The sequence below is a fragment of the Nguyenibacter sp. L1 genome (assembly GCF_035199985.1).
In the GTDB taxonomy this organism is placed as follows: Bacteria; Pseudomonadota; Alphaproteobacteria; order Acetobacterales; family Acetobacteraceae; genus Gluconacetobacter; species Gluconacetobacter vanlangensis.
Map to the genome: position 1 here is coordinate 926558 of NZ_CP127015.1, position 21022 is coordinate 947579.

At 68.1% G+C, this 21022-nt stretch carries 23 protein-coding genes; 13 read left to right on the forward strand and 10 right to left on the reverse strand.

Annotated features, from left to right (window positions below; genetic code table 11):
* Positions 1-30 precede the first annotated feature (30 nt).
* The 4 genes from QN315_RS04085 to QN315_RS04100 all read left to right on the forward strand — a co-directional run bounded on the left by QN315_RS04085 (position 31) and on the right by QN315_RS04100 (position 2412).
* Entirely contained in the window at positions 31-300 is a 270-nt protein-coding gene (locus QN315_RS04085) for an HU family DNA-binding protein (protein WP_176640831.1), read from the forward strand.
* A 130-nt stretch (positions 301-430) separates the two neighbouring features.
* Positions 431-712, forward strand: coding sequence for a SelT/SelW/SelH family protein (locus tag QN315_RS04090; protein WP_176640832.1), 282 nt, complete (start codon positions 431-433; stop codon positions 710-712).
* Positions 713-974: 262 nt separating this feature from the next.
* Positions 975-1484 (forward strand): GAF domain-containing protein, encoded by a 510-nt coding sequence (locus tag QN315_RS04095; protein WP_323991616.1) that lies wholly within the window; start codon positions 975-977, stop codon positions 1482-1484.
* 31 nt (positions 1485-1515) lie between these two features.
* Positions 1516-2412, forward strand: coding sequence for a LysR substrate-binding domain-containing protein (locus QN315_RS04100; RefSeq protein ID WP_323991617.1), 897 nt, complete (start codon positions 1516-1518; stop codon positions 2410-2412).
* A gap of 121 nt (positions 2413-2533) precedes the next feature.
* Here QN315_RS04100 and QN315_RS04105 read toward each other — a convergent pair whose 3' ends face one another.
* On the reverse strand, positions 2534-2920 hold the full coding sequence (locus QN315_RS04105; RefSeq protein WP_323991618.1) for a DUF202 domain-containing protein: 387 nt from the start codon (positions 2918-2920) through the stop codon (positions 2534-2536).
* Between the two features lie 95 nt (positions 2921-3015).
* Here QN315_RS04105 and QN315_RS04110 point away from each other — a divergent pair, with 95 nt between their 5' ends.
* Both QN315_RS04110 and QN315_RS04115 read left to right on the forward strand, forming a co-directional pair.
* Complete coding sequence (locus tag QN315_RS04110; protein WP_323991619.1) at positions 3016-3258, forward strand: hypothetical protein; 243 nt, start codon at positions 3016-3018, stop codon at positions 3256-3258.
* Between the two features lie 126 nt (positions 3259-3384).
* Complete coding sequence (locus QN315_RS04115; protein WP_323991620.1) at positions 3385-5325, forward strand: PAS domain-containing protein; 1941 nt, start codon at positions 3385-3387, stop codon at positions 5323-5325.
* Between the two features lie 30 nt (positions 5326-5355).
* Here the strand turns inward: QN315_RS04115 and QN315_RS04120 are convergent, their stop codons facing one another.
* On the reverse strand, positions 5356-5664 hold the full coding sequence (locus QN315_RS04120) for a putative quinol monooxygenase (RefSeq protein WP_323991621.1): 309 nt from the start codon (positions 5662-5664) through the stop codon (positions 5356-5358).
* Between the two features lie 281 nt (positions 5665-5945).
* Here QN315_RS04120 and QN315_RS04125 point away from each other — a divergent pair, with 281 nt between their 5' ends.
* Entirely contained in the window at positions 5946-6647 is a 702-nt protein-coding gene (locus QN315_RS04125) for an MgtC/SapB family protein (protein WP_323991622.1), read from the forward strand.
* Between the two features lie 43 nt (positions 6648-6690).
* Here the strand turns inward: QN315_RS04125 and QN315_RS04130 are convergent, their stop codons facing one another.
* Positions 6691-7269 (reverse strand): DNA-3-methyladenine glycosylase I, encoded by a 579-nt coding sequence (locus QN315_RS04130; protein ID WP_323991623.1) that lies wholly within the window; start codon positions 7267-7269, stop codon positions 6691-6693.
* 142 nt (positions 7270-7411) lie between these two features.
* Between QN315_RS04130 and QN315_RS04135 the strand changes: the two genes are divergently transcribed.
* Positions 7412-7975 carry a 5' nucleotidase, NT5C type gene (locus QN315_RS04135; RefSeq protein ID WP_323991624.1) on the forward strand — a complete coding sequence of 188 codons (564 nt, stop codon included), beginning with the start codon at positions 7412-7414 and terminating at the stop codon, positions 7973-7975.
* Here QN315_RS04135 and QN315_RS04140 read toward each other — a convergent pair.
* Together QN315_RS04140 and surE are read right to left on the reverse strand one after the other, a co-directional pair.
* Positions 7959-8966 (reverse strand): NAD(P)-dependent oxidoreductase, encoded by a 1008-nt coding sequence (locus tag QN315_RS04140; protein ID WP_323991625.1) that lies wholly within the window; start codon positions 8964-8966, stop codon positions 7959-7961. The genes QN315_RS04135 and QN315_RS04140 overlap by 17 nt on opposite strands.
* Positions 8967-9085: 119 nt before the next feature.
* Positions 9086-9901 carry a 5'/3'-nucleotidase SurE gene (surE, locus tag QN315_RS04145; protein WP_323991626.1) on the reverse strand — a complete coding sequence of 272 codons (816 nt, stop codon included), beginning with the start codon at positions 9899-9901 and terminating at the stop codon, positions 9086-9088.
* Between the two features lie 119 nt (positions 9902-10020).
* On the opposite strand from surE, the gene QN315_RS04150 reads away from it, so the two are divergent.
* The 5 genes from QN315_RS04150 (at position 10021) to QN315_RS04170 (ending at position 14074) form a co-directional block, all read left to right on the forward strand.
* Positions 10021-10602: a TetR family transcriptional regulator gene (locus QN315_RS04150; protein WP_323991627.1), complete on the forward strand. Its 582-nt coding sequence runs from the start codon at positions 10021-10023 to the stop codon at positions 10600-10602.
* Positions 10599-11765 carry a heparan-alpha-glucosaminide N-acetyltransferase domain-containing protein gene (locus QN315_RS04155; RefSeq protein ID WP_323991628.1) on the forward strand — a complete coding sequence of 389 codons (1167 nt, stop codon included), beginning with the start codon at positions 10599-10601 and terminating at the stop codon, positions 11763-11765. The genes QN315_RS04150 and QN315_RS04155 overlap by 4 nt, the downstream gene beginning before the upstream one ends.
* 60 nt (positions 11766-11825) lie before the next feature.
* On the forward strand, positions 11826-12179 hold the full coding sequence (locus QN315_RS04160; protein WP_323991629.1) for a DUF2834 domain-containing protein: 354 nt from the start codon (positions 11826-11828) through the stop codon (positions 12177-12179).
* A 50-nt stretch (positions 12180-12229) separates the two neighbouring features.
* Positions 12230-13471, forward strand: coding sequence for an MFS transporter (locus QN315_RS04165; protein ID WP_323991630.1), 1242 nt, complete (start codon positions 12230-12232; stop codon positions 13469-13471).
* 102 nt (positions 13472-13573) lie between these two features.
* Entirely contained in the window at positions 13574-14074 is a 501-nt protein-coding gene (locus QN315_RS04170; RefSeq protein ID WP_323991631.1) for a heme-binding protein, read from the forward strand.
* A 191-nt stretch (positions 14075-14265) separates the two neighbouring features.
* Here QN315_RS04170 and QN315_RS04175 read toward each other — a convergent pair.
* The 5 genes from QN315_RS04175 to QN315_RS04195 all read right to left on the reverse strand — a co-directional run bounded on the left by QN315_RS04175 (position 14266) and on the right by QN315_RS04195 (position 20991).
* Positions 14266-15017, reverse strand: a protein-coding gene (locus QN315_RS04175) for an IS5 family transposase (protein WP_176641871.1) whose coding sequence is annotated in 2 segments (ribosomal slippage) — positions 14266-14687 and positions 14687-15017 — 753 coding nt in all. Because the reading frame shifts where the segments join, the coding sequence is not laid out codon by codon here.
* A gap of 59 nt (positions 15018-15076) precedes the next feature.
* Complete coding sequence (locus QN315_RS04180) at positions 15077-15466, reverse strand: MerR family DNA-binding transcriptional regulator (RefSeq protein ID WP_176641047.1); 390 nt, start codon at positions 15464-15466, stop codon at positions 15077-15079.
* 206 nt (positions 15467-15672) lie between these two features.
* Entirely contained in the window at positions 15673-17475 is a 1803-nt protein-coding gene (locus tag QN315_RS04185; protein WP_323991632.1) for an acyl-CoA dehydrogenase C-terminal domain-containing protein, read from the reverse strand.
* Between the two features lie 16 nt (positions 17476-17491).
* Positions 17492-19852, reverse strand: coding sequence for a 3-hydroxyacyl-CoA dehydrogenase/enoyl-CoA hydratase family protein (locus QN315_RS04190; RefSeq protein WP_323991633.1), 2361 nt, complete (start codon positions 19850-19852; stop codon positions 17492-17494).
* A complete protein-coding gene (locus QN315_RS04195; protein ID WP_323991634.1) occupies positions 19852-20991 on the reverse strand; it encodes a thiolase family protein in 1140 nt (379 codons plus the stop codon). The genes QN315_RS04190 and QN315_RS04195 overlap by 1 nt, the downstream gene beginning before the upstream one ends.
* Positions 20992-21022 lie beyond the last annotated feature (31 nt).

Genomic DNA, 21022 nt, shown 5'->3' on the forward strand with positions numbered 1-21022 from the left:
CCGTCGATAACTATTGGGACACGCTCCTCCATGAGCAAGGCTTTTATCGCCGCCGTACTTCAGGATTCTCTTTCCTGCACGGGCGTTGCCGCCGGCAAGGCGGCTGACGACCTGATCCACGCCATCGTGGAGACGCTGAAGGACGAAGGCGGCTTTACCCTGCCGTCCTTTGGGACCTTCACGGTGCACAAGACCAAGGCGCGCAAGGCGCTGAACCCCCGCACGGGCGAGCCCGTGAAGGTCAAGGCCGGCAAGACCGTCCGGTTCAAGGCCAGTCCCAACCTGAAAAAGACCGTCTGACGGTCGGTCGCGCCAGGTAGCTGGGCCAGGTAGCCGGGCACTGGCACATTTCGAGCCCAGGCACTTTTTGGTCGATGTGTGCCTGCCCGGGCGCCCGGCGGAAGACGGTCCAGCGGAAGGATGACGGATCATGGTCGGTTCCGGCCCGCGCGTTGCCATCCGTTATTGCACCGCCTGCAACTGGCTGCTGCGCGCGGCCTGGATGGCGCAGGAGATCCTTGCGACGTTCGGCGACGCGATCGGCGAGGTGGCGCTGGTTCCGGATACCGGCGGGCGGTTCGAGATCACGGTGGGCGACACGGTGATCTGGGAGCGCAAGCGGGATGGCGGCTTTCCCGGTCCCAAGGCATTGAAGCAACGGGTGCGGGACGTCATCGCCCCCGAGCATGATCTGGGGCATGTCGATCGCTGAGGGCACTGACGCCGAGGGCACTGAACGGTCCCACGGCGGCTTGTCCCGACCTAGTGTCCTGCCCGAGAAATTCTTATGAGAATTTCTCGGGCAGGACACTAAAATATTGATTCTAGTGTCCTTTCGATTCCAAAATTCGCTTGCGAATTTCGGAATCAGGACACTAGGGAAGCGGGCATGACGGAGCGGGCATGATACGGGCCGCCGTCCGCGATCGCCGCACCCGGCGCGGCGCGTCCTCATACCCCGGAGGCTGTCATCCATGAATACTCTTTCCGCCGCGCGCATCACGCCGGACGACCTGTTGTCCAGCATTGCCGGCGTCCTGGCCGGCGAGCATGACCTGGTGGCGAATTGCGCGAACGTCGCGGCCCTGATCTTCGAGGCGCTGCCGCGCGTCAACTGGGCCGGCTTCTATCTGCTGCGCGGGGATGAGCTGGTACTGGGGCCGTTCCAGGGCCGCGTCGCCTGCACCCGCATCGCGCTGGGCGCGGGGGTCTGCGGCACGGCGGCGGCGCGGCGCGAGACGGTCGTCGTGCCGGACGTGCATGCATTTCCCGGCCATATCGCCTGCGACGCAGCGTCGGAATCGGAAATCGTCATTCCCGTGCTGTCCGGCGACAGGTTGATCGGGGTCCTGGACATCGACAGCCCGGTCAAGGATCGTTTCACCCCGCAGGATCGACGCATGCTGGAAGAGGCGGTGGCGCTGCTGGTGCGTGCCCTGCCCGCCCCGCCCTCTGCCCCGTCGTCCGCCTCTCCGTCCGCGTGACCGCTGGTCCGCTTGACTTGAGCGGCGGCCGATGACGCTGGAGCAGTTGCGGATCTTCGTCGCGGTGGCCGAGCGCCAGCATGTGACGGCGGCGGCGCGGGCGCTGAACCTGGCGCAATCGGCCGTCAGCCATGCCGTCGCGGTGCTGGAGGCCGAATTCGGGGCCCAATTGTTCGACCGGGTCGGGCGCCGCATCGAATTGACCGGGACGGGCCGGCTGTTCCTGGACGAAGCGCGTGCGGTGCTGAACCGTGCCGAGGCGGCGCGCCTGCTGATGGCCGATCTGGGCGCGCTGCGGCGCGGCGTGCTGCCGATCCATGCCAGCCAGACGATCGCAGGCTATTGGCTGCCCGCCCGCCTGGTGGCGTTCCATGCCCGTTACCCGTCGATCGACATCCGGCTGTCGATCGGCAACACCGCCCAGGTGGCGCGGGCCGTGCGCGACGGCGACGCCGCGCTGGGCTTTGTCGAGGGCGCGATCGAGGATGAGAGCCTGACGAGCCGCGTCGTCGCGCGCGACCAACTGGTCCTGGTCGTCCCGCCCGGGCATCCCTGGAGCGAAACCCCGCCCCGCACGGCGTCGGACCTGGCGGCGGGCACCTGGGTGCTGCGCGAGGCCGGATCGGGCACGCGCTCGGAATTCGCGTCCTTCCTGCTGGGGATGGGCCTGGCGCCGGAGGCGCTGGATATCGGGCTGGAACTGCCGTCGAACGAGGCGGTACGGGCCGCTGCCGAGGCCGGCGCGGGGGCCACCGTGCTGTCGGCCTCGGTCGTCGCGGCCAGCCTGGAGGCGGGATTGCTGCGGCAGGTGCCCTTTGCCCTGCCCGAGCGGCGTTTCCTGATGATCCGCCACCGGGCCCGCGATCCGGGCCGCAGCGCCGCGTCCTTCGCCGCGATGCTGGACCCGGCTGGCACGGAGGCGGGCTGATCCGCGGGGATCGGCTCTTAGAGCATCATCCGACCGGATGGACTCATCCGGTCGGATAAAGATGCTCGTTAAAACAATGAGCTAGAGCCATATCCGTGAACCAGTGTGAATGGATATGGCTCTAGACCGACGTCAGGACGTGGACCACCAGATAGAGGAACAGCGCGCCCCCCAGCAGGAGCAGCAGGCCCACCAGCACCAGGTCGCCCCGGCCGTCCTGCCCCGCCTGGAGGTCCGGCGAGTCGATCAGGGCCCGGTTGCGGCGATAGCGCAGCGTCGCCACCACCATCATGACGCCGCCCAGCACCAGAAGAAGCAGGCCGATCAGGTCGCCGAACAACTGGCGGCGGACCGAGATGGGATGTCCGCCCAGGGACGCGGCCGCGACCTGCAGGAACAGGTCGAACCGTTCGACCAAAAAGCCGAAGGCCATGACGGCCAGCGCGGTGCGGATCCAGGCCAGGAAGGTCCGTTCGTTGGCCGCGTGATCGGTGAAATGCGCCAGCATCGTGCCATGCCCCCTGTGGACCGCGAGGAAAAGAGTCTTCCTATTTTCAAGACGTAAGGACAAGATAGGTTCGGCAGCCGTCACGCCGCGCCCCTATGCATCGCCGCCCGAGTCGGTTAGGCTGGCCGTCCGAAGAAGACTCTTCTTTTTCTGAAGAAAAAGAAGCAAAAAGACTTTTATTGTTTTTGGATTCATTTGATCCGAATTATCGCAGCCTGAAAATTCAAGAATTTTTTGGCTCTGTATTTCAAAAAAACAAGAAGCCACGCGCCGAGGCACGGCATGCCTCGGGGCCTGCTCCGGGCGATGAGCCCGGCCCTGCGGCATGCGTGGCGTGATGGTTGAAGCCGGCACGGCTTGTGCCGATTTCGGGATTGAATGGACATATTTTGTCCATTCGAAGGACATATTTGGTCTGTTTCGTCTCATTTATGCAGAGAAACGGGAAATGGGAGGAAGTGTCGATGGTCGGCCTGTTTTCCCGCCATGCGGGCGATCCGGCATCGGCCCGGCAGGTCAGGGGCCAGCCCGGGGATCCGCAACTGGCGGCGATCCTGGGCTTCGACTGGGCGGCGACGCCGGCGGGCGCCGTCGAGACCTGGCCGGACTGCCTGCGCTATGCGGTCCGGCTGGCCGTCGCGTCGTCCTCGCCCATGGCGGTGCTGATCGGGCGGCAGGGGCTGCTGGTTCCGAACCGGGTCATGTGCGACATCGTCGGCCCGGATTACGCGGACGCGCTGGGCAGGCCGATGGCGGGCGTGTTTCCCCAGGCCGCCGATTTCTATCGCGAGGCGGTGGCGCGCACCTTCCTGGGCCAGCCATCCCATTTCCAGGACGTGCGGATGCGCATGCATCAGGACGGGGAACTGGTCTCGCGCTGGTTCGACATCGATTTCACCCCGATCTTCGACCAGGACGGCGCCGTGCGGGGGGCGTTGCTGTCGGGTGGAGAGACCACCGAGCGGGTGCGGACGCGGCTGGACCTGCAGCACGCGAAGCACCGGCTGGACCTGGCGCTGCAGGCCGGCGGGCTGGTCGGCACGTGGGAGGTCGATTTCAACACCGAAATCGTCACCACCGACGAACGTTTCGCACTGCTGCACGGGGTGGACCCGGCCGTCGCGGCCCGGGGCGCCGATCGTGCGCTCTTTATTGCCGGGATCCATCCCGATGACCGCGAACGGGTCGTAAGCACGCTGAGCCGGGCCAGGGAGCGCGGGGAAAATTATCGCTGCGAGCATCGGGTGATCGGCGGCAGCCGGACCCGATGGGTGGTGACGTCGGCCCGGATGCTGCCGGGCCCGGACGGCAGGCCGGCGCGCTGTTCGGGCGTCGCGGTCGACGTGACGCAGCAGGTCGAGACGTCGATGGCGCTGGCCGCCAGCGAACGGCAGTTCCGGACCTATACCGACACGTTGCCGCATATCGTCTTCGGCTGGGACGCGGACGGCAGGAACGATTACTGCAACCGGCGCTGGCAGGATTTCACCGGCCATGCGAACGCGCCGGGCGAACCCTGCCCGTGGCAGGATTTCCTGCATCCCGACGATCGCGACCGCGTCATGGCCGCCTGGCGCGACGCGGTCGCGACCGGGCAGCGGATGGATGTCCAGGGCCGGCTGCGCCATCATTCGGGCGAATATCGCTGGGGGCAGGTGATTGCCCTGCCGATCGCCGGCGAGGCGGGCGCAACACCGCGCTGGATCGGCACGATGACCGACATTCACGAGGCCAAGTGCCTGGAAACCGAGCGCGCCCTGGTGGAGCGGGAACTGGATCACCGGATCAAGAACCTGTTCGCCATCGTCTATGCCCTGATCAACCTGACGCTGGAGGATGGCCAGGACGCGGACGCGTTTGCCGAAAAGCTGCGCGCGCGGCTGCGCGCGCTGGCGCATACGCATGATTTCATCAGGGCGCGGACGGGCAACGAAACCGCCCAGCAGGCCGGATATTCGCTGCAGGAATTGCTGCGCCGCATCCTGTCCCCGTATGGGGAGACGGCTCCTGCCGGGCGGCTGACGATCGACGGAGACGATGCCGCGATCGACGCCCGGACGGCGACGCCGCTGGCCCTGATCTTTCATGAACTGGCCACCAATGCCGCGAAACACGGCACATTGGGCAGGCCGCCGGGCCGGCTGGCCATCACGTGCCGGCGGTCGGACGCGCGGATCGGCATCCTCTGGCACGAATGGGACGAGCTGGCGCCGCCGGCCCCCGCCGATCCGGCCGCCGGCCAGGCCGCCGAGCCGGGTTTCGGCTCGCGCCTGCTGACGATGGTGATCGAGCGGCAATTGCGCGGCAGCTTTCGGCGGGAGCGGACGGAACGCGGCATCGCGATCCGGATCGACCTGCCGCTGGCCAGCCTGCGCGCCGCGACGGGCGCGCAGGGCGACGAGTGATCCGGGGTTACGCGAGTCCCGTGCGGCCGTTCAGGCGACCAGGTCGAGGAACACCACGTTCGACGCGCCGCCTTCGACCATCGTCCGGATCGCGGCGTTGAAGCGCCTGCCATGGTCCATGCCGATATGCGCCTCGAACGCCGCCTGGTCGCGATAGGTCTCCTCGACATGGAAGGCGGCCGGGTCGGACGCGAGGCGATAGACGACGAAGCGCAGGCATCCGGGTTCGGCCCGCACGTCGCGCGCCAGGTCGCGCAGCATGGCGGCCAGGGTTTCCTCGTGCCCGGGCAGCGCGCGCATCGTGGCGTATAGTGTCTTTTCCCGTCCTGTCTGTTCCATGGGCGTCTCCCTGTTCGATCGATGATTTTCGCGGGCGGCCGTCGGCGGCCGGGCCCCCGGGACAGTAGCAGCGCCCCCGAAAACCGCCAGCCGCCCCGCCGCCGCGCGCGACGGGGCGGGCCACACGATTTCGTCACGGAGGCCGGTGGCGCCTACTGGACTCGAGCGGTCGATGATGCCTAAAACCGCCGCGCCGGCCGGTGCGGCCGGCATTGTTCCGCGCGTCGTTCCGTTCATGCGTGCATGCGCCCGACAGAGATGGCGCGGCCGGGAGACCGTTCATGTTCGACCTGCCTGCCTTTCTGCATACGGCGGTCGCGCTGTCGGTTTCGTTCGTCCTGGGGGCCGTCATCGGCCTGGAGCGGCAATATCGCCAGCGCACCGCCGGGCTGCGCACCAACACGCTGGTGGCGGTGGGGGCCGCCGCATTCGTCGATCTGGGCGTACGGCTGTCGGGCCCCGACGGGTCGGTGCGGGTGATCGCCTATGTCGTCTCGGGCATCGGGTTTCTGGGCGCGGGCGTCATCATGAAGGATGGCGGCCAGGTGCGGGGGCTGAACACGGCGGCGACCTTGTGGTCCACCGCGGCGGTGGGGGCGTTTTCCGGCGCCGGGCTGCCGGGCGAGGCGATCCTGGTCGCGCTGTTCGTGCTGGCGGGCAATACGCTGCTGCGCCCGCTGGTGGAATTCGTCGATCGCCGCCCGCTGAATCCGGACACGACCGAGGCGCTGTACCGGATGCACGTGATCTGCCGGCCCGAGCATGTCTCGGCCGCGCGCGACCTGCTGGCGGACGAGTTGGAGCACCATCATTACCCGATCCGCGACATCGAGACCCTGTCCGAGAGCGACGAGCATGTGGAACTGGCCGCCCTGCTGGTGCCGACCTCGGCCGATCCGCAGGAGCTGGACATGATCAGCGACCATATCGCCCGCAGCCCCGACGTGATCAGCGCGACCTGGAGCGTCAGCACCACCAACTGAACGGGCCAAGTGAACAGGGCCAACTGGAACAGCGTATGTGGGTTCAGGATATGTGACGGAAGCAGGCGGGGTCGTGGTCGTCGACCATGCCGACGGCCTGCATCCAGGCATGGACGATCACCGGCCCGACGAATTTGAACCCCCTTGCCTTGAGCGCCCGGGACATGGCCTGCGACAGCGGTGATTGCGCCAGGATTTCACCGGTACGGTTGCGGACCGGCGCATCCGGCACCATGCCCCAGGCGAAGGCCGCGAAATCCTCGCCCCGGTCGCGCATGGCCAGACAGGCGCGCGCATTGCCGATCGTCGCCACGATCTTGGCGCGGGCGCGGATGATGCCGGGATCGCCCATCAGGCGTTCGACGTCCGCGTCGTCGAAACGGGCGACGATGTCCGGATCGAAACCGCGAAAGGCACGGCGGAAGCCGTCGCGCCGGCGCAGGACGGTCAGCCAGGACAATCCGGCCTGGAAGCCTTCGAGCATCAGCATTTCCCACAGGGCGCGGCTGTCATGCACCGGCATGCCCCATTCCTGGTCGTGATAGAGGCGCAGCAGCGGATCGGTCCGGGCCCAGGAGCAACGAGGGGGTTCGGCCGGCATGTCGCTGTCTCGGTCCGTCATTCTCGTTGCCTCCATTTCCTGTCGACCGAGCAGGTCGCGCGCAGAGTTCGTCGACCGGCAGGTTGCACGTAGAGTTCGTCGACCGCAGGTCGCACGCAGAGTTCATTGTCCAAGCAGGCCGGGACTGGCAAGAGTGATCGTCATGGAATACCGCCCTCGCCTCGCCGTCGATATGGACGAAGTCATCGCCGACGCCTTTAGCGCGCAATGGAACTGGTATCGGACCCGGCACGGCTATGATTGGACGGCCGACATGCTGCACGGCAGGCATTTCGCCGACCTGGCCGATCCCGCGCATGTGGTGATGATGGAAGACCTGCTGCATCAGGGCGAATTTTTCCGCACGCTGGACGTCATGCCCGGCGCCAGGGACGCGCTGCGGCATCTGGGCGCCCGCTTCGACGTGTTCATCACCACGGCGGCGATGGAATATCCGGCGTCGTGCGCCGCCAAGTTCGCGTGGCTGCGGGAGCATTTTCCCTTCATTTCGCCGCTGAACATCGTGTTCTGCGGCGACAAGAGCATCCTGGCCGCGGATTTCCTGGTCGATGACAATGTCCGGCATTTCCGCCGCTTCAAGGGCCAGGGCGTCTTGTTCGACGCACCGCACAACAGGACCGTCGACTGGACACCGCGCGTCCGGGGCTGGGACGAGGCCGTCACGTTTCTCGAACGGCAGGGCGAAAGGCCTATCCCACCAGGTTGATCGGGTTGCCTTCCGCGAAGGCCCGGATATTGGCGATCGTCGTCTCGACGATCCGGCGGAAGGCTTCTTGCGTGTTGTAGGCGTTGTGGGGGGTCACGATGACGTTGGGCATGCTGGCCAAGGCGCGCGCGGCCAGGGCCGCGCGCAGTTGCGTGGCCGACGGGGCCTGGTCCGGGGCGAAGAATTTGTCGGGATGACGCAGCAGGGTCTCGTCGGGCAGCACGTCGAGCCCTGCCGCCGCCAGGTGGCCGCGTTCCAGCGCGCCGACCAGGGCGGCGTGATCGACGACCTGCCCCCGCGCCGTGTTGATCAGCACCGCGCCGCGTTTCATCCGGGCCAGTTCGGCAGCGCCGATCATGCCGTCGGTCTGCGGGGTGGCGGGGACGTGAAGGCTGACGATGTCGGCTTCGGCCAGCAGGGCGTTGAACGTGACATAACGGATGTCGGGCCGGGCCTGCAGGTCCGGTGACGGCATGGCGTCATAGGCCAGCACGGTCATGCCGAACCCCAATGCCATCTCGATGGCCCGGCGGCCGATATGGCCGGTCCCGACCACGCCGAACGCCTTGCCGCGCAGTTCGAACCCCCGGTCCGGGCAGAAGGTGAAATCGCCGCGCCGCGTGGCCTCGGCGCAGGGTACGGTCCGGCGCGACAAGGCGAGCAGCAGGCCGAACGCATGTTCCGCCACCGTGCTGTCGCCGTAGGCCGGCACGTTGGACACCAGGATGCCGCGGGCACGGCAATAGGCGAGATCGACATTGTCGAAGCCGGTCGCGCGGACCGCAATGAAGCGCAGCCTGGGCAGGCGGGACAGGGTGGCGGCGCTGAAATCGCAGCCGGCGAAGCCGCTGACGATGTCGGCGTCTTCATGGGCGTCCACATTGCCGGCATCGAGCGGCGCCGTGACCGGCAGAACGGCCAGGTCGCCGCCGAGCGCGGAAAATGCCGCTTCGTCCGCCGCTTCGCCGGCCGAAAACAGGACGATCTTCATGAAGCCTCCACCCGGGCCGAGACGGCCCTGTCACGGAGCGGGTCGATAGTCCCGTTGCCCGGGGGCGTCCTTGATCTCGATCTAATGGCCCGGTTTTTTCGGCCCGGCCGGGCGGTGTTTCAGAGCCCGGCGCGCATGGCCGCCAGCGTGGAGTCGTGCGTGCGTTCGAAGCGGAGCGGCGTCGCGGTGACGTGGAAGGCGGCGACGCCGGCCGCTTCGCTGCCGGCGTCATCCGCGAGGCGTGCGCGGGTCAGCGTCAGCCAGTGGTACGGCAGGCCCCTGGGGTCGGTCCCGGTGACGACGTCCACGCCGTCCATCAATCCCAGACCCTGGCTGGTCAGGAGCATCTTTCGTGCCTCGGACGGCGGGCAGGCCGGGAAATTGACGTTGAGGCAGGCCTCGGCCGCCCAGTCCATGGCGGCCAGTTGCCGGATGACGCCCGGGGCCAGGGTGCGCGCCGTGTCCCACGGCACGTCCTGCCCCGCCACGAAGACCTGGCTGAGCGCGATGGAGGGAATGCCCAGCAGCATGCCGGTCATGGCCGCGCCCACCGTGCCGGAAAACACGGTCTCGACACCGAGATTGCCGCCGCGATTGACGCCCGAAAGGATCATGTCGGGGCGCCGTCCGGCCATCAGATGGCGCACACCCATGACGACGCAATCGCCCGGCGTGCCGGGCACGGCGAAGCGGCGCGCCCCGGATGCCGCGCCTGATGCCGCGCCTTGCACCTCGCCTTGGGGGCTGACGCGCAGCGGGTCGTGCAGGCTGATGGAATGGGACGTGCCGCTCTGGTCATGCCGGGGCGCGACCACCCAGATTTCGGGTGCCAGTTGGGCCGCGACCTGTTCCAGCACCCGCAGACCCGGCGCGTCGATTCCGTCATCGTTCGTCAGCAGGATACGTTCGCAGATGTAGTCGCGTGGGGTGGTCATGCTGCCCTCCAGGCCGGTGAAGCCATTGCGCCGATCAGACCCCGAGATGCCGGCGGCGGGAAATCGCAAACGCGCGATTTGTTATTGAACCGATCGGATTAATAATGTAGCCAGGCGCCATGTCCAGACCGATCGATCCCGCGCTGCGCCCGCGCCTGCTGGACAAGATCATCGACTATGTCCGGCGGAATGGGGTGGCCGAATTCTCGCTGCGTCCGCTGGCGGCGTCCATCGGCACCAGCCACCGCACGATCCTGTATCATTTCGAATCGCGCGAGCAGTTGCTGTGCACCGTCTTCGACACGCTGCGCGAGGCGGGACGCCGGGAGATGGATGACTGCCTGGCACGAGCGGCCGGGCCGCCGCGCGCCGTGTTCCGCGCGCTGTGGCTGTGGCTGGCCCGGCCGGAGATGCGACCGACGCTGTGCCTGTTTTACGAGATGTACGGCATTGCCACCCGCGATCCGGCCCGTTTCGGCGATTATCCGCGCCGGGTCGCGCAATTCTGGCTGGACGGCATCGGCCGGCGGCTGCGTGACGAGGGGATCGCGCCCGCGCGGGCCGACCTGCTGGCCGGGATGATCGTCGCCATGTTTCGCGGCGCGACGCTGGAACTGGCCGCGACCGGCGACGCGCCGCGCCTGACCCGGACGATCGAGGCGTTTCTGGATTTGTTGCCGTTCGGGGAGGCCGCGCCATGAGCCGGGCGGCGGAACGGTTGGACGGGCTGGACGCGACGCGCGGCGCCATCATGCTGCTGATGGCGCTGGACCATGTCGGGGCGCTGGTGGTCCGGCGCCATTCGGTGGAATTCTGGGGCGGGGCCTGGACGCGTTATGCCGATACGGGACGCGATGTCACGCAACTGCTCCTGCGCCTGGCCAGCGATTTGTGCGCGCCCGGATTCTTCTTCTGGATGGGGGCCGGGGCCGCGCTGCTGGCGCAGCGCCGTCCGGACTGGGGGGCCGCGCAGTTCCGGCGCCACTGGCTGGCGCGCGGGGTGCTGGTGCTGGCGGTCAGCCAGGTGATCGAGGTGCCGGCCTGGATCGTGGGCATTGCCGGCGACGGGACGGGCCAGCCGCCCCCCGCCTGGCCCGGGCACGGCACGCCGGTCCATCTGGCCTGGACCGTCCTGTCCTGCCTGGGCGGCTGCATGCTGGTACTGGGGGCGCTCCATCCCCTGTTGCGGCGGCCGGGCGCCGCGTTCTTGCTGGCCCTGCCCTGCCTGGCGGCCACGCCGCTGTTTCTGCCGCCGCCGGATGCCGCCATGCGGGCGGAGAGCATCGCGGCACGGCTGCTGCTGGTCCCCGGTCAGACCGGGGGCGTGTATGTCGAATATCCGCTGCTGCCCTGGCTGGCGTTCGTGCTTCTGGGCTTTGCCGCGGGGCGCCGGCTGGCCGTCGCGCCGGCGCGGGCCATACGGGCCGCGCTGATCGCCGGGATGGCCGGCATCGGGGTTGCGATGGCGCTGCGCTGGAGCGGCATCGGGTCGATCCGTCCGCCGCGCGACGCGTCGTGGCGGGAATTCGTCAACCTGATCAAATATCCGCCGTCCCTGGTCTATGTCCTGTCGATGCTTGGCGGAAATTTGTGTCTGTTTCACCTGTTTTCCCGACTGTCGACGAAGCGGGATGCCGTTCTGCCGCGTGTGCTGCGCGTGTTCGGCCGGGCGCCGCTGGTCTTCTATGTCATGCATCTGTGGCTGTTTGCGGTGATCGGGGCGCTGTTTTTCCGCCATGGCACGCATTACGCCGTGGGTCTGGGCGTCTGGCTGGCGGCGCTGCCGGTACTGTACCGGATCTGCGCCCGGTTCGGCGCGTGGCGGCGCGCGGCGCCTGCCGCATCCTGGCTGCAACTGGTCTGACCCCCGGTCGGGCGGCCTGTCGAACGGCCCGTCAGAAGGCCCATCAGAAGGATCATCGTGATGACGCCGCGCCATCTCTATCTTGCCCTGTGCATCGTGGGCCTGGTCCTGCCTTATGCGGCCTTCGTGCCGTGGCTGGGCGCGCATGGCCTGGCGCCGGCCCTGTTCGTCCGCGACATGGCAGCCAATCCGATCAGCCGGTTCTTCGTGCGCGACGTGGTGGTGTCCGCCGTCGCGTTTCTGCTGTTCGCGCGGCTGGAGGCCCGGCGGCTGGGAATGCGCGGGTGGTGGATCGTGCTGCCGGCCACGCTGGGGGTGGGTGTGTCGCTGGGGCTGCCGCTGTTTCTGTATCTGCGCCAGCGGATTCTGGACCGGCGGGTTCTGGACCGGCATGTGCTTGAATCGCGCGCCTGACCGGCGAACGCGCCTGGGGGAGCGGCGTTCCGGCCCTGGGAGGGTGAGCGATGTCGGAGGATGCGCCGCGTTCGGGCTGGCATGCCGTTCCGCGCAGGGTCTGGATGCTGGGGATCGTGTCGATGCTGATGGATGTCTCGTCCGAGATGATCCATGCGCTGTTGCCCGTCTATATGCTGAACGTCCTGGGCCTGTCCGGGCTGACGATCGGGCTGATCGAAGGGGCCGGCGAGGCGACGGCGTCGCTGACCCGGATCGCCTCGGGCGTGTTGAGCGACCGGCTGGGACGGCGCAAGCTGCCGGCCGCGATCGGCTATGGGCTGGCCGCGTGCAGCAAGCCGATCTTTCCGCTGGCCGGATCGGCCGGGTGGCTGGCGGTGGCGCGCTGCATCGACCGGGTCGGCAAGGGGATTCGCGGCGCGCCGCGTGACGCGATGATCGCCGATATCGCCCCGCCGGCGGTGCGCGGCGCCAGTTTCGGGCTGCGGCAATCGCTGGACACGGTGGGCGCCTTTCTGGGGCCGGCGCTGGCGATCGGGCTGATGTGGGCGACGGCGGACCGGTTCCGCACGGTCTTCTGGTGCGCGGTCGTGCCGGCGTTCCTGTCGCTTGGCGTAATGATCGTGGGAGTGCGGGAGGTGGCGCGCCCTGCCCTGCCCCGCGTCGCGCCTGTCGGTGAGGGCAAGGGCCGGTTGATCTGGCGCGAACTGCGCGGCCTGGAGCGCCCCTATTGGCGGGTGGTGATGATCGCGGCGCTGTTTACGCTGGCCCAGTTCAGCGACGCCTTTCTGGTGCTGCGCGCGCGCAGCGCGGGCTTGGGGCCCGCGCTGGTGCCGCTGGTCCTGGTCGTGATGAACGTCGTGTATGCGCTGGCGGCCTATCCGGCCGGAATCCTGTCGGACCGGGTCCGGCGGCCGACAGTCCTGGCCGTCGGGCTGGGGCTGCTGATCGTCGCCGATCTGTGGCTGGCCCTGTCGCGCACGCTGGCCGGTGCCGCGCTGGGCGTCGCGCTGTGGGGCCTGCATCTGGGCTTTACCGAGGGCGTGATGACCGCGCTGGTTGCCGATACCGCGCCGCCCGAGCGGCGCGGCACGGCCTTCGGCCTGTTCGACATGGTGACGGGGCTGGCCTTGCTGGGGGCCAGCCTGATGGCGGGTGCCCTGTGGGACCGGACGGGATTTCGCGGCACCTTCATCGCCGGGGCGCTGGTCGCGGCGCTGACGCTGCTTGGCCTGCTGATGACGGGCCCCCTGATGACGGACCCTTTGGCGCGGGATCGGCGGATATCGTGACGGAAACGGAGCTGCCATGGCAGGTTACGGGATTATTATTCCACATCGGGGAGAATCCGGTCTAAAGCCTGAAAACCCTTTGGCGGATGATGGAAATTCCGAATGGCGTCGTACAGGCTGGGCATATTGGCGGGGATCCTGCTGTGGGGCGGGCTGGGGATGGCCCCCGCGCGGGCCGCGCCGTTGAGCGACATGGTCGGCACGCTGAATCGGGCCGGCGCGCACTTCGCCCTGCAGGCCGCGATGGACAGCGCCACCCGCCTGCATGCGCCCTGCGCCATCGCGATCGTCGATCGTGGGGGCAGCCTGATGGCGTTCGACCGTTTCGACCATGTGCGGCCCGGCAGTCCGGACCTGGCGCTGGGCAAGGCGCGCACCGCTGCGTTGCTGCAACGCCCGTCGGAGGAAACCGAGGAGAATACCGACAACGGACGCGTGGCCTTCGTGACCGCGGGCTTCATGGTATTGCGCGGCGGCGTGCCGCTGAAGGTCGGCGAAGAGGTCGTCGGCGCGATCGGGGTGGCGGGGATGAAGAAGGAGAACGACGTGCGGATCGCGACCGAGGCGGCCGAGGCGTTCGCCAAGGAAGCCGCGGCGCATTAGGAGCAGGTCCCGTTCATTTTAGTGGCCTGCTGATCCGAGAAATTCTCATAAGAATTTCTCGGGCAGGACACTAGAGCATTTCCACCGAATACCGGTTCAGTGGAAATGCTCTAGGTTGTTATTTTATCGAGCATCTTCACCCGTTCAAACGAGTCCGTTTGAACGGGATCTGCTCTAGGGTCTGTGGGGATTTAACGTGAGTTGATGACACCTGCGGCGAGATATATCATCGCCTCGAAGCTCCGGTCGGTTTTGCAGGCTCGCATGGCGATGCGCTTGAACTCCTTGAGTTTGCAGAAGAAGTTCTCGATCAGGTGACGCCATTTGTATATCTCTTCGTCAATGGCGCGCGGGTTCTTGCGCTGTGACCGTTGTGAGATGACGACTTTCGCTCCTCGCTGGTCGAGTTCTTCGATGATCCAGTTGGCATCAAAGGCCTTGTCGCCCAGCAGGGCTTCGAAGTTGATGCCATCGATCAAAGGGGCGACGCCGATCGTGTCGTAGCGGTTCCCCGGTAGCAGTTTGAAGCGAACAAGGTTGCCCAAGGCATCGGTCAGGGCCAGGATCTTGGTCGTTATCCCGCCTTTGGAACGACCAATGGCCTGGCTCTGAGTCCCCCTTTTGCGCCTTGGCCGTGCCGGTGGACCTTGACGATAGTGGCATCAACCATGGCGTATTCCATGTCGGGGTCTCCCGACAAGGCATCAAAAATCCGCTTGAAAACATCGGCTTCGCGCCAATCACGAAACCGACGGAATGCCGTATTCCAGTTGCCGAATGTGGCAGGAAGGTCCCGCCATGGGCTGCCTGTTCGGACAATCCAAAGAACCGCCTCAATGAATAGCCGGTTGTCGCGGCCACTGCGTCCGGGATCAGACAGCTTACCCAGGCAATGCGGTTCTATCTTCGCCCATTGGGCATCGGTCAGTACTAAGCGATCCATCCAGAGGGTGAATCACATCTCCGCTAAAATGGGAATCCCAAATCCCCACAGACCCTAGCTCAGGCGGCTTCTTCCCGGCCGAAGGATTCGATGATGGATTGCTGGATGTTTTCGAGGTCGGCCAGGGTGGTGGCGATGGCGGCGTTCATTTCGTGCAATGTCCTGATGCGCTTCTGGATTTCCTTCAGCAGGGCGACCTTCTGCACCCGGTGCTGCGGATCGGCGTCGTAGAGGTCCAGCAGGTCCTTGATCTGTTTCAAGGTGAAGCCGAGCTGCTTGCCGCGGACCACCAGCTTGGCGCGCGCGCGGTCGCGCATCGAATAGATGCGCCGGGTTCCGGCCCTGGCCGGGGCGATCAGGCCCTTGTCTTCGTAAAAGCGCAGCGATCGGGGCGTGATGCCGAGTTCCCGGCACAATTCGGCCAGCGAGAAGCAGCGTTGCCTGTTCATGGCCTCTACGGGGGCCTCTACGGGGGCCTCTACGGGGGCCTCTACGGGGGCCTCCACGGGGGCCTCCACGGGATCGGTCATGTCGCCCCCTGTCCAATGTCGTTGCCGTTCAATTCATCGTTCAAATCGTCATGCGATTCCGGACGTTAGACCAATTCATCCTATGATGGAAACGGCGGATCCTTGCTGGCCGTCCGTCTTGTGGATCAGAAGGCGGTTTCGGGCATGGCCATCATCGATGCCTTGCCGGACCTGATCTTGAGATAGCAGGCGGTGGCATCGGGCAGGATGCGATCGAAGAAGAATTCGGCCGAGATGCGCTTGGCCGCGTAGAAAGTCTGGTCCGGTCCGCCCGCGCCGTGCCGCGCGATGGCGATTTGGGCCGCGCGGGCCCAGAGATAGGCCAGCGCGACCAGCCCCGTCAGCCGCAGATAGTCGCCGGCCGCCGCCCCGGCTTCCTCGGGGTCGGCCAGGCCCCGGGTCGCGACGTGGCGGGTGGCCAGTTGCAGGGTGCCGAAGGCGCGTTCGAGCCCGGCCGCGAATTTTTCCATGTCCGGATCGGCCCTGATATTTTCGATGAAATCCGCGATCGGGTGGAACAGGCCGCGCAGGCTGCGCCCGGCATGGGCGGGCAGTTTGCGGCCGACCAGGTCCAGGGCCTGGATCCCGTTCGTGCCCTCATAGATCTGGGTGATGCGAGCGTCGCGCGCATATTGTTCGATCCCGTGGTCGCGGATATAGCCGTGGCCGCCATGGACCTGCATCGCCAGATTGGCGGATTCGACCGCGAAATCGGTGAACATGGCCTTGACCACCGGGGTCATCAGCGCCACGAAATCCTCGGCATCGCGGCGGGCGCGGGCGTCCGCCGCGTGTTCGGCGGCGTCGAGCCGGTTGGCAACCCAGACGCCCAGCGCGCGGCAGCCCTCGGCATGGACGCGCATCGTCATCAGCATGCGCCGCACGTCGGGATGCACGATGATCGGGTCGGCGGGCAGGTCCGGCCGCCGGGGGCCCGGCAGCGCGCGGCCCTGGAGCCGGTCGCGGGCGTAGCGGACGGCGCTTTGATAGGCGGCTTCGATCAGGCCCAGCCCCTGGATACCCACGCCGAGCCGTTCGCTGTTCATCATGGTGAACATGCCGTGCATGCCCTTGTGCGGCGCGCCGACGAGCCAGCCCTGGGCATCGTCGAAGCTGAGCTGGCAGGTGGCCGAGCCCTTGATGCCCATCTTGTGCTCGAGGGCCGTGCAGGTGACGCCGTTGCGCGCGCCGACACCGCCATCGGGGCCGCTATCGGTGCCGGGGAGGTATTTCGGCACCAGGAACAGGCTGACCCCCTTGATGCCCGGCGGCGCGCCGGGCAGCCGGGCGAGGACCATGTGGACGATGTTTTCCGTCAGATCGTGCTCGCCGGCCGAGACGAAGATCTTCGATCCGGTCAGGCGGTAGCTGCCGTCGCCGGCCGGCACCGCGCGGGTGCGCAGCAGGCCGAGATCGGTGCCGCAATGGGCCTCGGTCAGGCACATCGTGCCGGCCCAGATGCCCTGGGTCAGCTTGGGCAGGTAGAGCGCGCGAAGCGCGTCGGAGGCGAATCTGCCAACCGCGATCGTGGCCCCCGCCGTGAGGCCGGGATAGAGCGAGAAGGACAGATTGGCGGCGCAGATCATTTCGGACACCAGCATGCCCACCGTCTGGGGCAGGCCCTGGCCGCCATAGGCCGGGTCGCCGGTGACCGCATTCCAGCCGCCGGCGCGAAACGCGGCATAGGCCGCGCGAAAGCCGGGCGGGGTGCGCACCACCCCGTTTTCCAGCGTGCAGCCATGGGCGTCGCCGGGGGCGTTGAGCGGCAGCAGCACTTCGGTGGCGAGCTTGCCGGCCGCTTCCAGGATGGGGGCGATGGCGTCGGCATCCAGGTCGGAGAAGGCCGGAAGCGCCGTCAGGGCCGCGACATCATGCAGTTCGGTCAGGGCGAAGCGCATGTCGCGCAGGGGGGCGGCATAGGTCTGCATGGTCCGTGCCCTTTGGTCAGTTCCTGAGCGGTTTGCCGGTTTCCAGCATGTGTTCGATCCGGTCGAGCGCGGGCGTGGCGCGGATCAGGCCGAGGAAGGCGTCGCGTTCGAGGTCCAGCAAGGCGGTCTCGGACAGGGTTTCGGCCGGGTCGTGGGCGCCGCCGGTCAGAATGCGCGCCAGCGCCGCCGAGACCGTGACGTCGTGGGGCGTGGCCGCGCCCTGGCGGCGCAGCGCCGCGACCGCCATCGCGAAGCCGAGCTGCCCGGACGGGCCGGCCAGGTGAAATTCGGGCGGCGCCGGGGGGACGTAGTCCTGGACCAGGGCCAGCGCGCGGGCCTTGGCGTCGGCCAGGAGCCGGTCGCGGTTCATGGTGATGCGGTCGCCCGGGCGCAGGATATGCATCGCCCTGGCATCGGCGGCGGAAGTCGAGACGCGGGCGGTGCCGACCATTTCGAACACCGCGCGGGCGGCGGGGACCGGCCCGTGGGGCGTGAGGGGGTCGCGGGCCAGCCGGTCCAGCATCTGGCCGCAGCCGCCCCAGCCCGGCACCAGCCCCACCCCGCATTCGACCAGCCCGGCATAGAGTTCCGCATGGGCCTGGATCGCATCGCAATGCAGCAGGATTTCGCAGCCGCCGCCCAGCGCCAGGCCGGCCGGGGCGGCGACGACGGGGAACGGGGCGTATTTCAGCTTCTGGAAAACGGCCTGGCCCGCGCGGATGAGTTTTTCGATCTGATCCCACGCGGCGATGTTGGCCGCGAACAGGGCCAGGCCCAGATCGGCGCCCGCCGAGAAATTCGGTGCATCGGAATACAGCACCAGGCCGCGGAACGTTTCCCCGACGCTGTCCAGCGCCCGGTCGAGGGTGGCGATCACGCCGTCATCGAAGACATTCATCTTGGTGGTGATTTCGAAACACGCGATGCCGTCGCCGATGTCCCACAGGCTGGCCGAACCGGTGCGGAACACCGGGCGGGCACGGCGGCGGAGATCGTCCAGCAGCAGCACGCCCTCGGGCCGGACCAGGGGGTGGTACTGCCCGTCGAGGCCGAAGACGCGGCGCCCGTCCGCGGTGTCGCGATAGAAGCCGCCGGAGCCGACCCGTTCGACCAGAGCGGGCACGGGGATGGCCTCGCGGCGCAGCAAGGCCGCGAAGGCCGGGGCGCCGATCCGATCGATCAGCGCGAAAGGACCCTGGGCCCAGCCGAAGCCCCGTTCCATGGCCAGGTCGACGGCCGCGACGTCGTCGCAGATTTCGGGCAGCAGGCCGGCGGCATAGGCCAGGGTTTCGCCCATGACGCGGCGGGCGAACGCGCCCAGCCGGTCCGGCACGGCCAGCAGGGCGGCGGGATCGGCGCGCAGGGCGGCGGGCAGCGTGACCCGTTCGGACGGGGCATAGGCGCCGGTGCGGAGATTGATCGATTGCTTGACCGGCGCGGCCCGGCTTCCGCCGGTCCGGTCAAGCCGGTAGAAGCCGCCCTTGCCCTTGCGGCCGGTATAGCCGCCGGCGACCATGGTTTCGATCAGTGCCACAGGCGCCAGTTCGGTGACGAACCGGTCGGAGGGCGGCAGGCGGGCCCGCAGGCTGCGGTCGATCTGCGGCATCAGATCCAGCCCGACCAGGTCGGACAGGCCGAAGATCCCGGTCTTGGGGATGCCGAACGGCGCCGAGAGGACGGCATCGGCTTCCTCGACCGTCAGGCCAAGGGCGATCGCCGCCTGGATGCCGCATTGCACCCAGAAGGCGCCGATCCGGTTGGCGATGAAGCCCGGGCGGTCCTTGGCCATGACCACCGTCTTGCCCAGCACGCGATCCGCGAAGCCGGCGATGCGCGCGACGTGCGCGGGGTCGGTCCGCGGCCCATGGACAAGTTCCATCAGGCGCATATGGCGCGGCGGGTTGAAGAAATGGGTGATGAGGACATCGCGCTGAATATGTTCGGGCAGGTCCTGAAGCAGCGCGTCCAGCGGGATGGTCGAGGTATTCGAGCTGACCGGCGTGCCGGGGCGGCGTTCGGCGTCCAGGCGGCGATACAGGTCGCGCTTGGCCGCCGGGTCCTCGACGATCGCCTCGATGATCCAGTCGCAGGTTTCGATTGCGGCCAGGTCGTCCTCGATATTGCCGGTCGCGACCAGCCGGGCGGCGCCGGGCGACATGAAGGGCGGGGGATCGGATGCGCGCATCCGTTCGACCGCGCCGCGCGCCAGCGCGTCGCGGTCCGGACCCGCCACGCGGTCCAGCAGCAGGACCGGCACGCCGCCATTGGCCACCTGCGCGGCGATCCCCGACCCCATCACCCCCGCGCCGACGACGCAGACGCGGCGGATCGCGGTTTTGCCGTTCGGCGGGGCGCCGGTGGGTGCGTCGTGCCGCATCACGCCCGCTCCAGCACCGTGGCGATGCCCTGGCCGCCGCCGATACATTGGGTGGCCAGCCCGTAGCGGCCGCCGGTGCGCGCCAGCAGGGACGCGGCCTTGCCCACGATCCGCGTGCCGGTGGCGCCCAGCGGATGGCCCAGCGCGATGGCGCCGCCGTCGATATTGACCGTTTCCTCCCGCAGGCCGAGGTCGCGGATGCAGGCCAGGGACTGGCTGGCGAACGCCTCGTTCAGTTCCACCACGTCCAGGGCCTCGACGCCGATGCCGGCGCGCCGCAACGCCTTGCGCGTGGCCTGGACCGGGCCGATGCCCATGATTTCGGGCGCGCAGCCGGACACGGCCAGGGCGACGACGCGCGCCAGCACCCGCAGGCCGTGCGCGTCGGCATAATCCCGGGTGCAGACCAGCACGGCGGCGGCGCCGTCGGTCAGGGGCGAGGACGTGCCGGCCGTCACGCTGCCCTGGGCGTCGAAGGCCGGCTTCAGCGCCGCCAGCCCTTCGGCCGTGCTGTCGGGGCGCGGGCAGCCGTCATCGGCCACGACCTGGCCCTTGGGCGTGGTGACGGGGATGATCTCGTCGGCCAGATGCCCCGCCTGGATCGCGGCGCGGGCGCGGGCCTGGCTGCGCAGGGCGAACGCCTCCTGCTCGGCGCGGGAGATTTCGTATTTGCGGGCCAGGGTTTCGGCCGTCGTTCCCATGTCGGCATAGGCGCCGGGATAAAGCCTGGCGAGCGCCGGATTGGGCAGCGGATTGAAGCCGCCGATGGGCACGCGGCTCATGCTCTCGACCCCGCCGCAGAGGAAGAGATCGCCCGCGCCCGCCAGGATGGCGCCGGCCGCCATGTGGATCGCCGACATGGATGAGCCACAGAACCGGTTGATCGTCGCGCCCGCCACCGACAGGGGCAGGCCGGCCAGCAGGGCGGCGAGGCGGCCGAGATTCAACCCCTGCTCGCCCTCGGGCATGGCGCAGCCGACCAGGACGTCCTCGATGTCGGCCGCGTCGATGCCACTCCGTTCGACCAGCCCGCGAAAGACCTGCGCCAGCAGGTCGTCCGGCCGCATCCCGGCCAGCGCGCCCCGGCGGGCGGGGTGGAAGGGCGAGCGCGCGAACCCGGCGACAACGACATTCTTCATCGGCCGGACCTCCATCGCGATCGGAGCGGAT

Excerpts from the sequence above, each read along its gene's own strand:
- QN315_RS04195 (WP_323991634.1), bottom strand. The coding sequence starts at position 20,991 with ATGAAGAATGTCGTTGTCGCCGGGTTCGCGCGCTCGCCCTTCCACCCC.
- QN315_RS04190 (WP_323991633.1), bottom strand. The coding sequence starts at position 19,852 with ATGCGGCACGACGCACCCACCGGCGCCCCGCCGAACGGCAAAACCGCG.
- QN315_RS04140 (WP_323991625.1), bottom strand. The coding sequence starts at position 8,966 with ATGAAGATCGTCCTGTTTTCGGCCGGCGAAGCGGCGGACGAAGCGGCA.
- QN315_RS04160 (WP_323991629.1), top strand. The coding sequence starts at position 11,826 with ATGACGCCGCGCCATCTCTATCTTGCCCTGTGCATCGTGGGCCTGGTC.
- QN315_RS04130 (WP_323991623.1), bottom strand. The coding sequence starts at position 7,269 with ATGACGGACCGAGACAGCGACATGCCGGCCGAACCCCCTCGTTGCTCC.
- QN315_RS04155 (WP_323991628.1), top strand. The coding sequence starts at position 10,599 with ATGAGCCGGGCGGCGGAACGGTTGGACGGGCTGGACGCGACGCGCGGC.
- QN315_RS04120 (WP_323991621.1), bottom strand. The coding sequence starts at position 5,664 with ATGGAACAGACAGGACGGGAAAAGACACTATACGCCACGATGCGCGCG.
- QN315_RS04085 (WP_176640831.1), top strand. The coding sequence starts at position 31 with ATGAGCAAGGCTTTTATCGCCGCCGTACTTCAGGATTCTCTTTCCTGC.
- QN315_RS04150 (WP_323991627.1), top strand. The coding sequence starts at position 10,021 with ATGTCCAGACCGATCGATCCCGCGCTGCGCCCGCGCCTGCTGGACAAG.
- QN315_RS04165 (WP_323991630.1), top strand. The coding sequence starts at position 12,230 with ATGTCGGAGGATGCGCCGCGTTCGGGCTGGCATGCCGTTCCGCGCAGG.
- QN315_RS04105 (WP_323991618.1), bottom strand. The coding sequence starts at position 2,920 with ATGCTGGCGCATTTCACCGATCACGCGGCCAACGAACGGACCTTCCTG.
- QN315_RS04100 (WP_323991617.1), top strand. The coding sequence starts at position 1,516 with ATGACGCTGGAGCAGTTGCGGATCTTCGTCGCGGTGGCCGAGCGCCAG.
- surE (WP_323991626.1), bottom strand. The coding sequence starts at position 9,901 with ATGACCACCCCACGCGACTACATCTGCGAACGTATCCTGCTGACGAAC.
- QN315_RS04095 (WP_323991616.1), top strand. The coding sequence starts at position 975 with ATGAATACTCTTTCCGCCGCGCGCATCACGCCGGACGACCTGTTGTCC.
- QN315_RS04115 (WP_323991620.1), top strand. The coding sequence starts at position 3,385 with ATGGTCGGCCTGTTTTCCCGCCATGCGGGCGATCCGGCATCGGCCCGG.
- QN315_RS04185 (WP_323991632.1), bottom strand. The coding sequence starts at position 17,475 with ATGCAGACCTATGCCGCCCCCCTGCGCGACATGCGCTTCGCCCTGACC.
- QN315_RS04135 (WP_323991624.1), top strand. The coding sequence starts at position 7,412 with ATGGAATACCGCCCTCGCCTCGCCGTCGATATGGACGAAGTCATCGCC.
- QN315_RS04180 (WP_176641047.1), bottom strand. The coding sequence starts at position 15,466 with ATGAACAGGCAACGCTGCTTCTCGCTGGCCGAATTGTGCCGGGAACTC.
- QN315_RS04110 (WP_323991619.1), top strand. The coding sequence starts at position 3,016 with ATGCATCGCCGCCCGAGTCGGTTAGGCTGGCCGTCCGAAGAAGACTCT.
- QN315_RS04125 (WP_323991622.1), top strand. The coding sequence starts at position 5,946 with ATGTTCGACCTGCCTGCCTTTCTGCATACGGCGGTCGCGCTGTCGGTT.
- QN315_RS04170 (WP_323991631.1), top strand. The coding sequence starts at position 13,574 with ATGGCGTCGTACAGGCTGGGCATATTGGCGGGGATCCTGCTGTGGGGC.
- QN315_RS04090 (WP_176640832.1), top strand. The coding sequence starts at position 431 with ATGGTCGGTTCCGGCCCGCGCGTTGCCATCCGTTATTGCACCGCCTGC.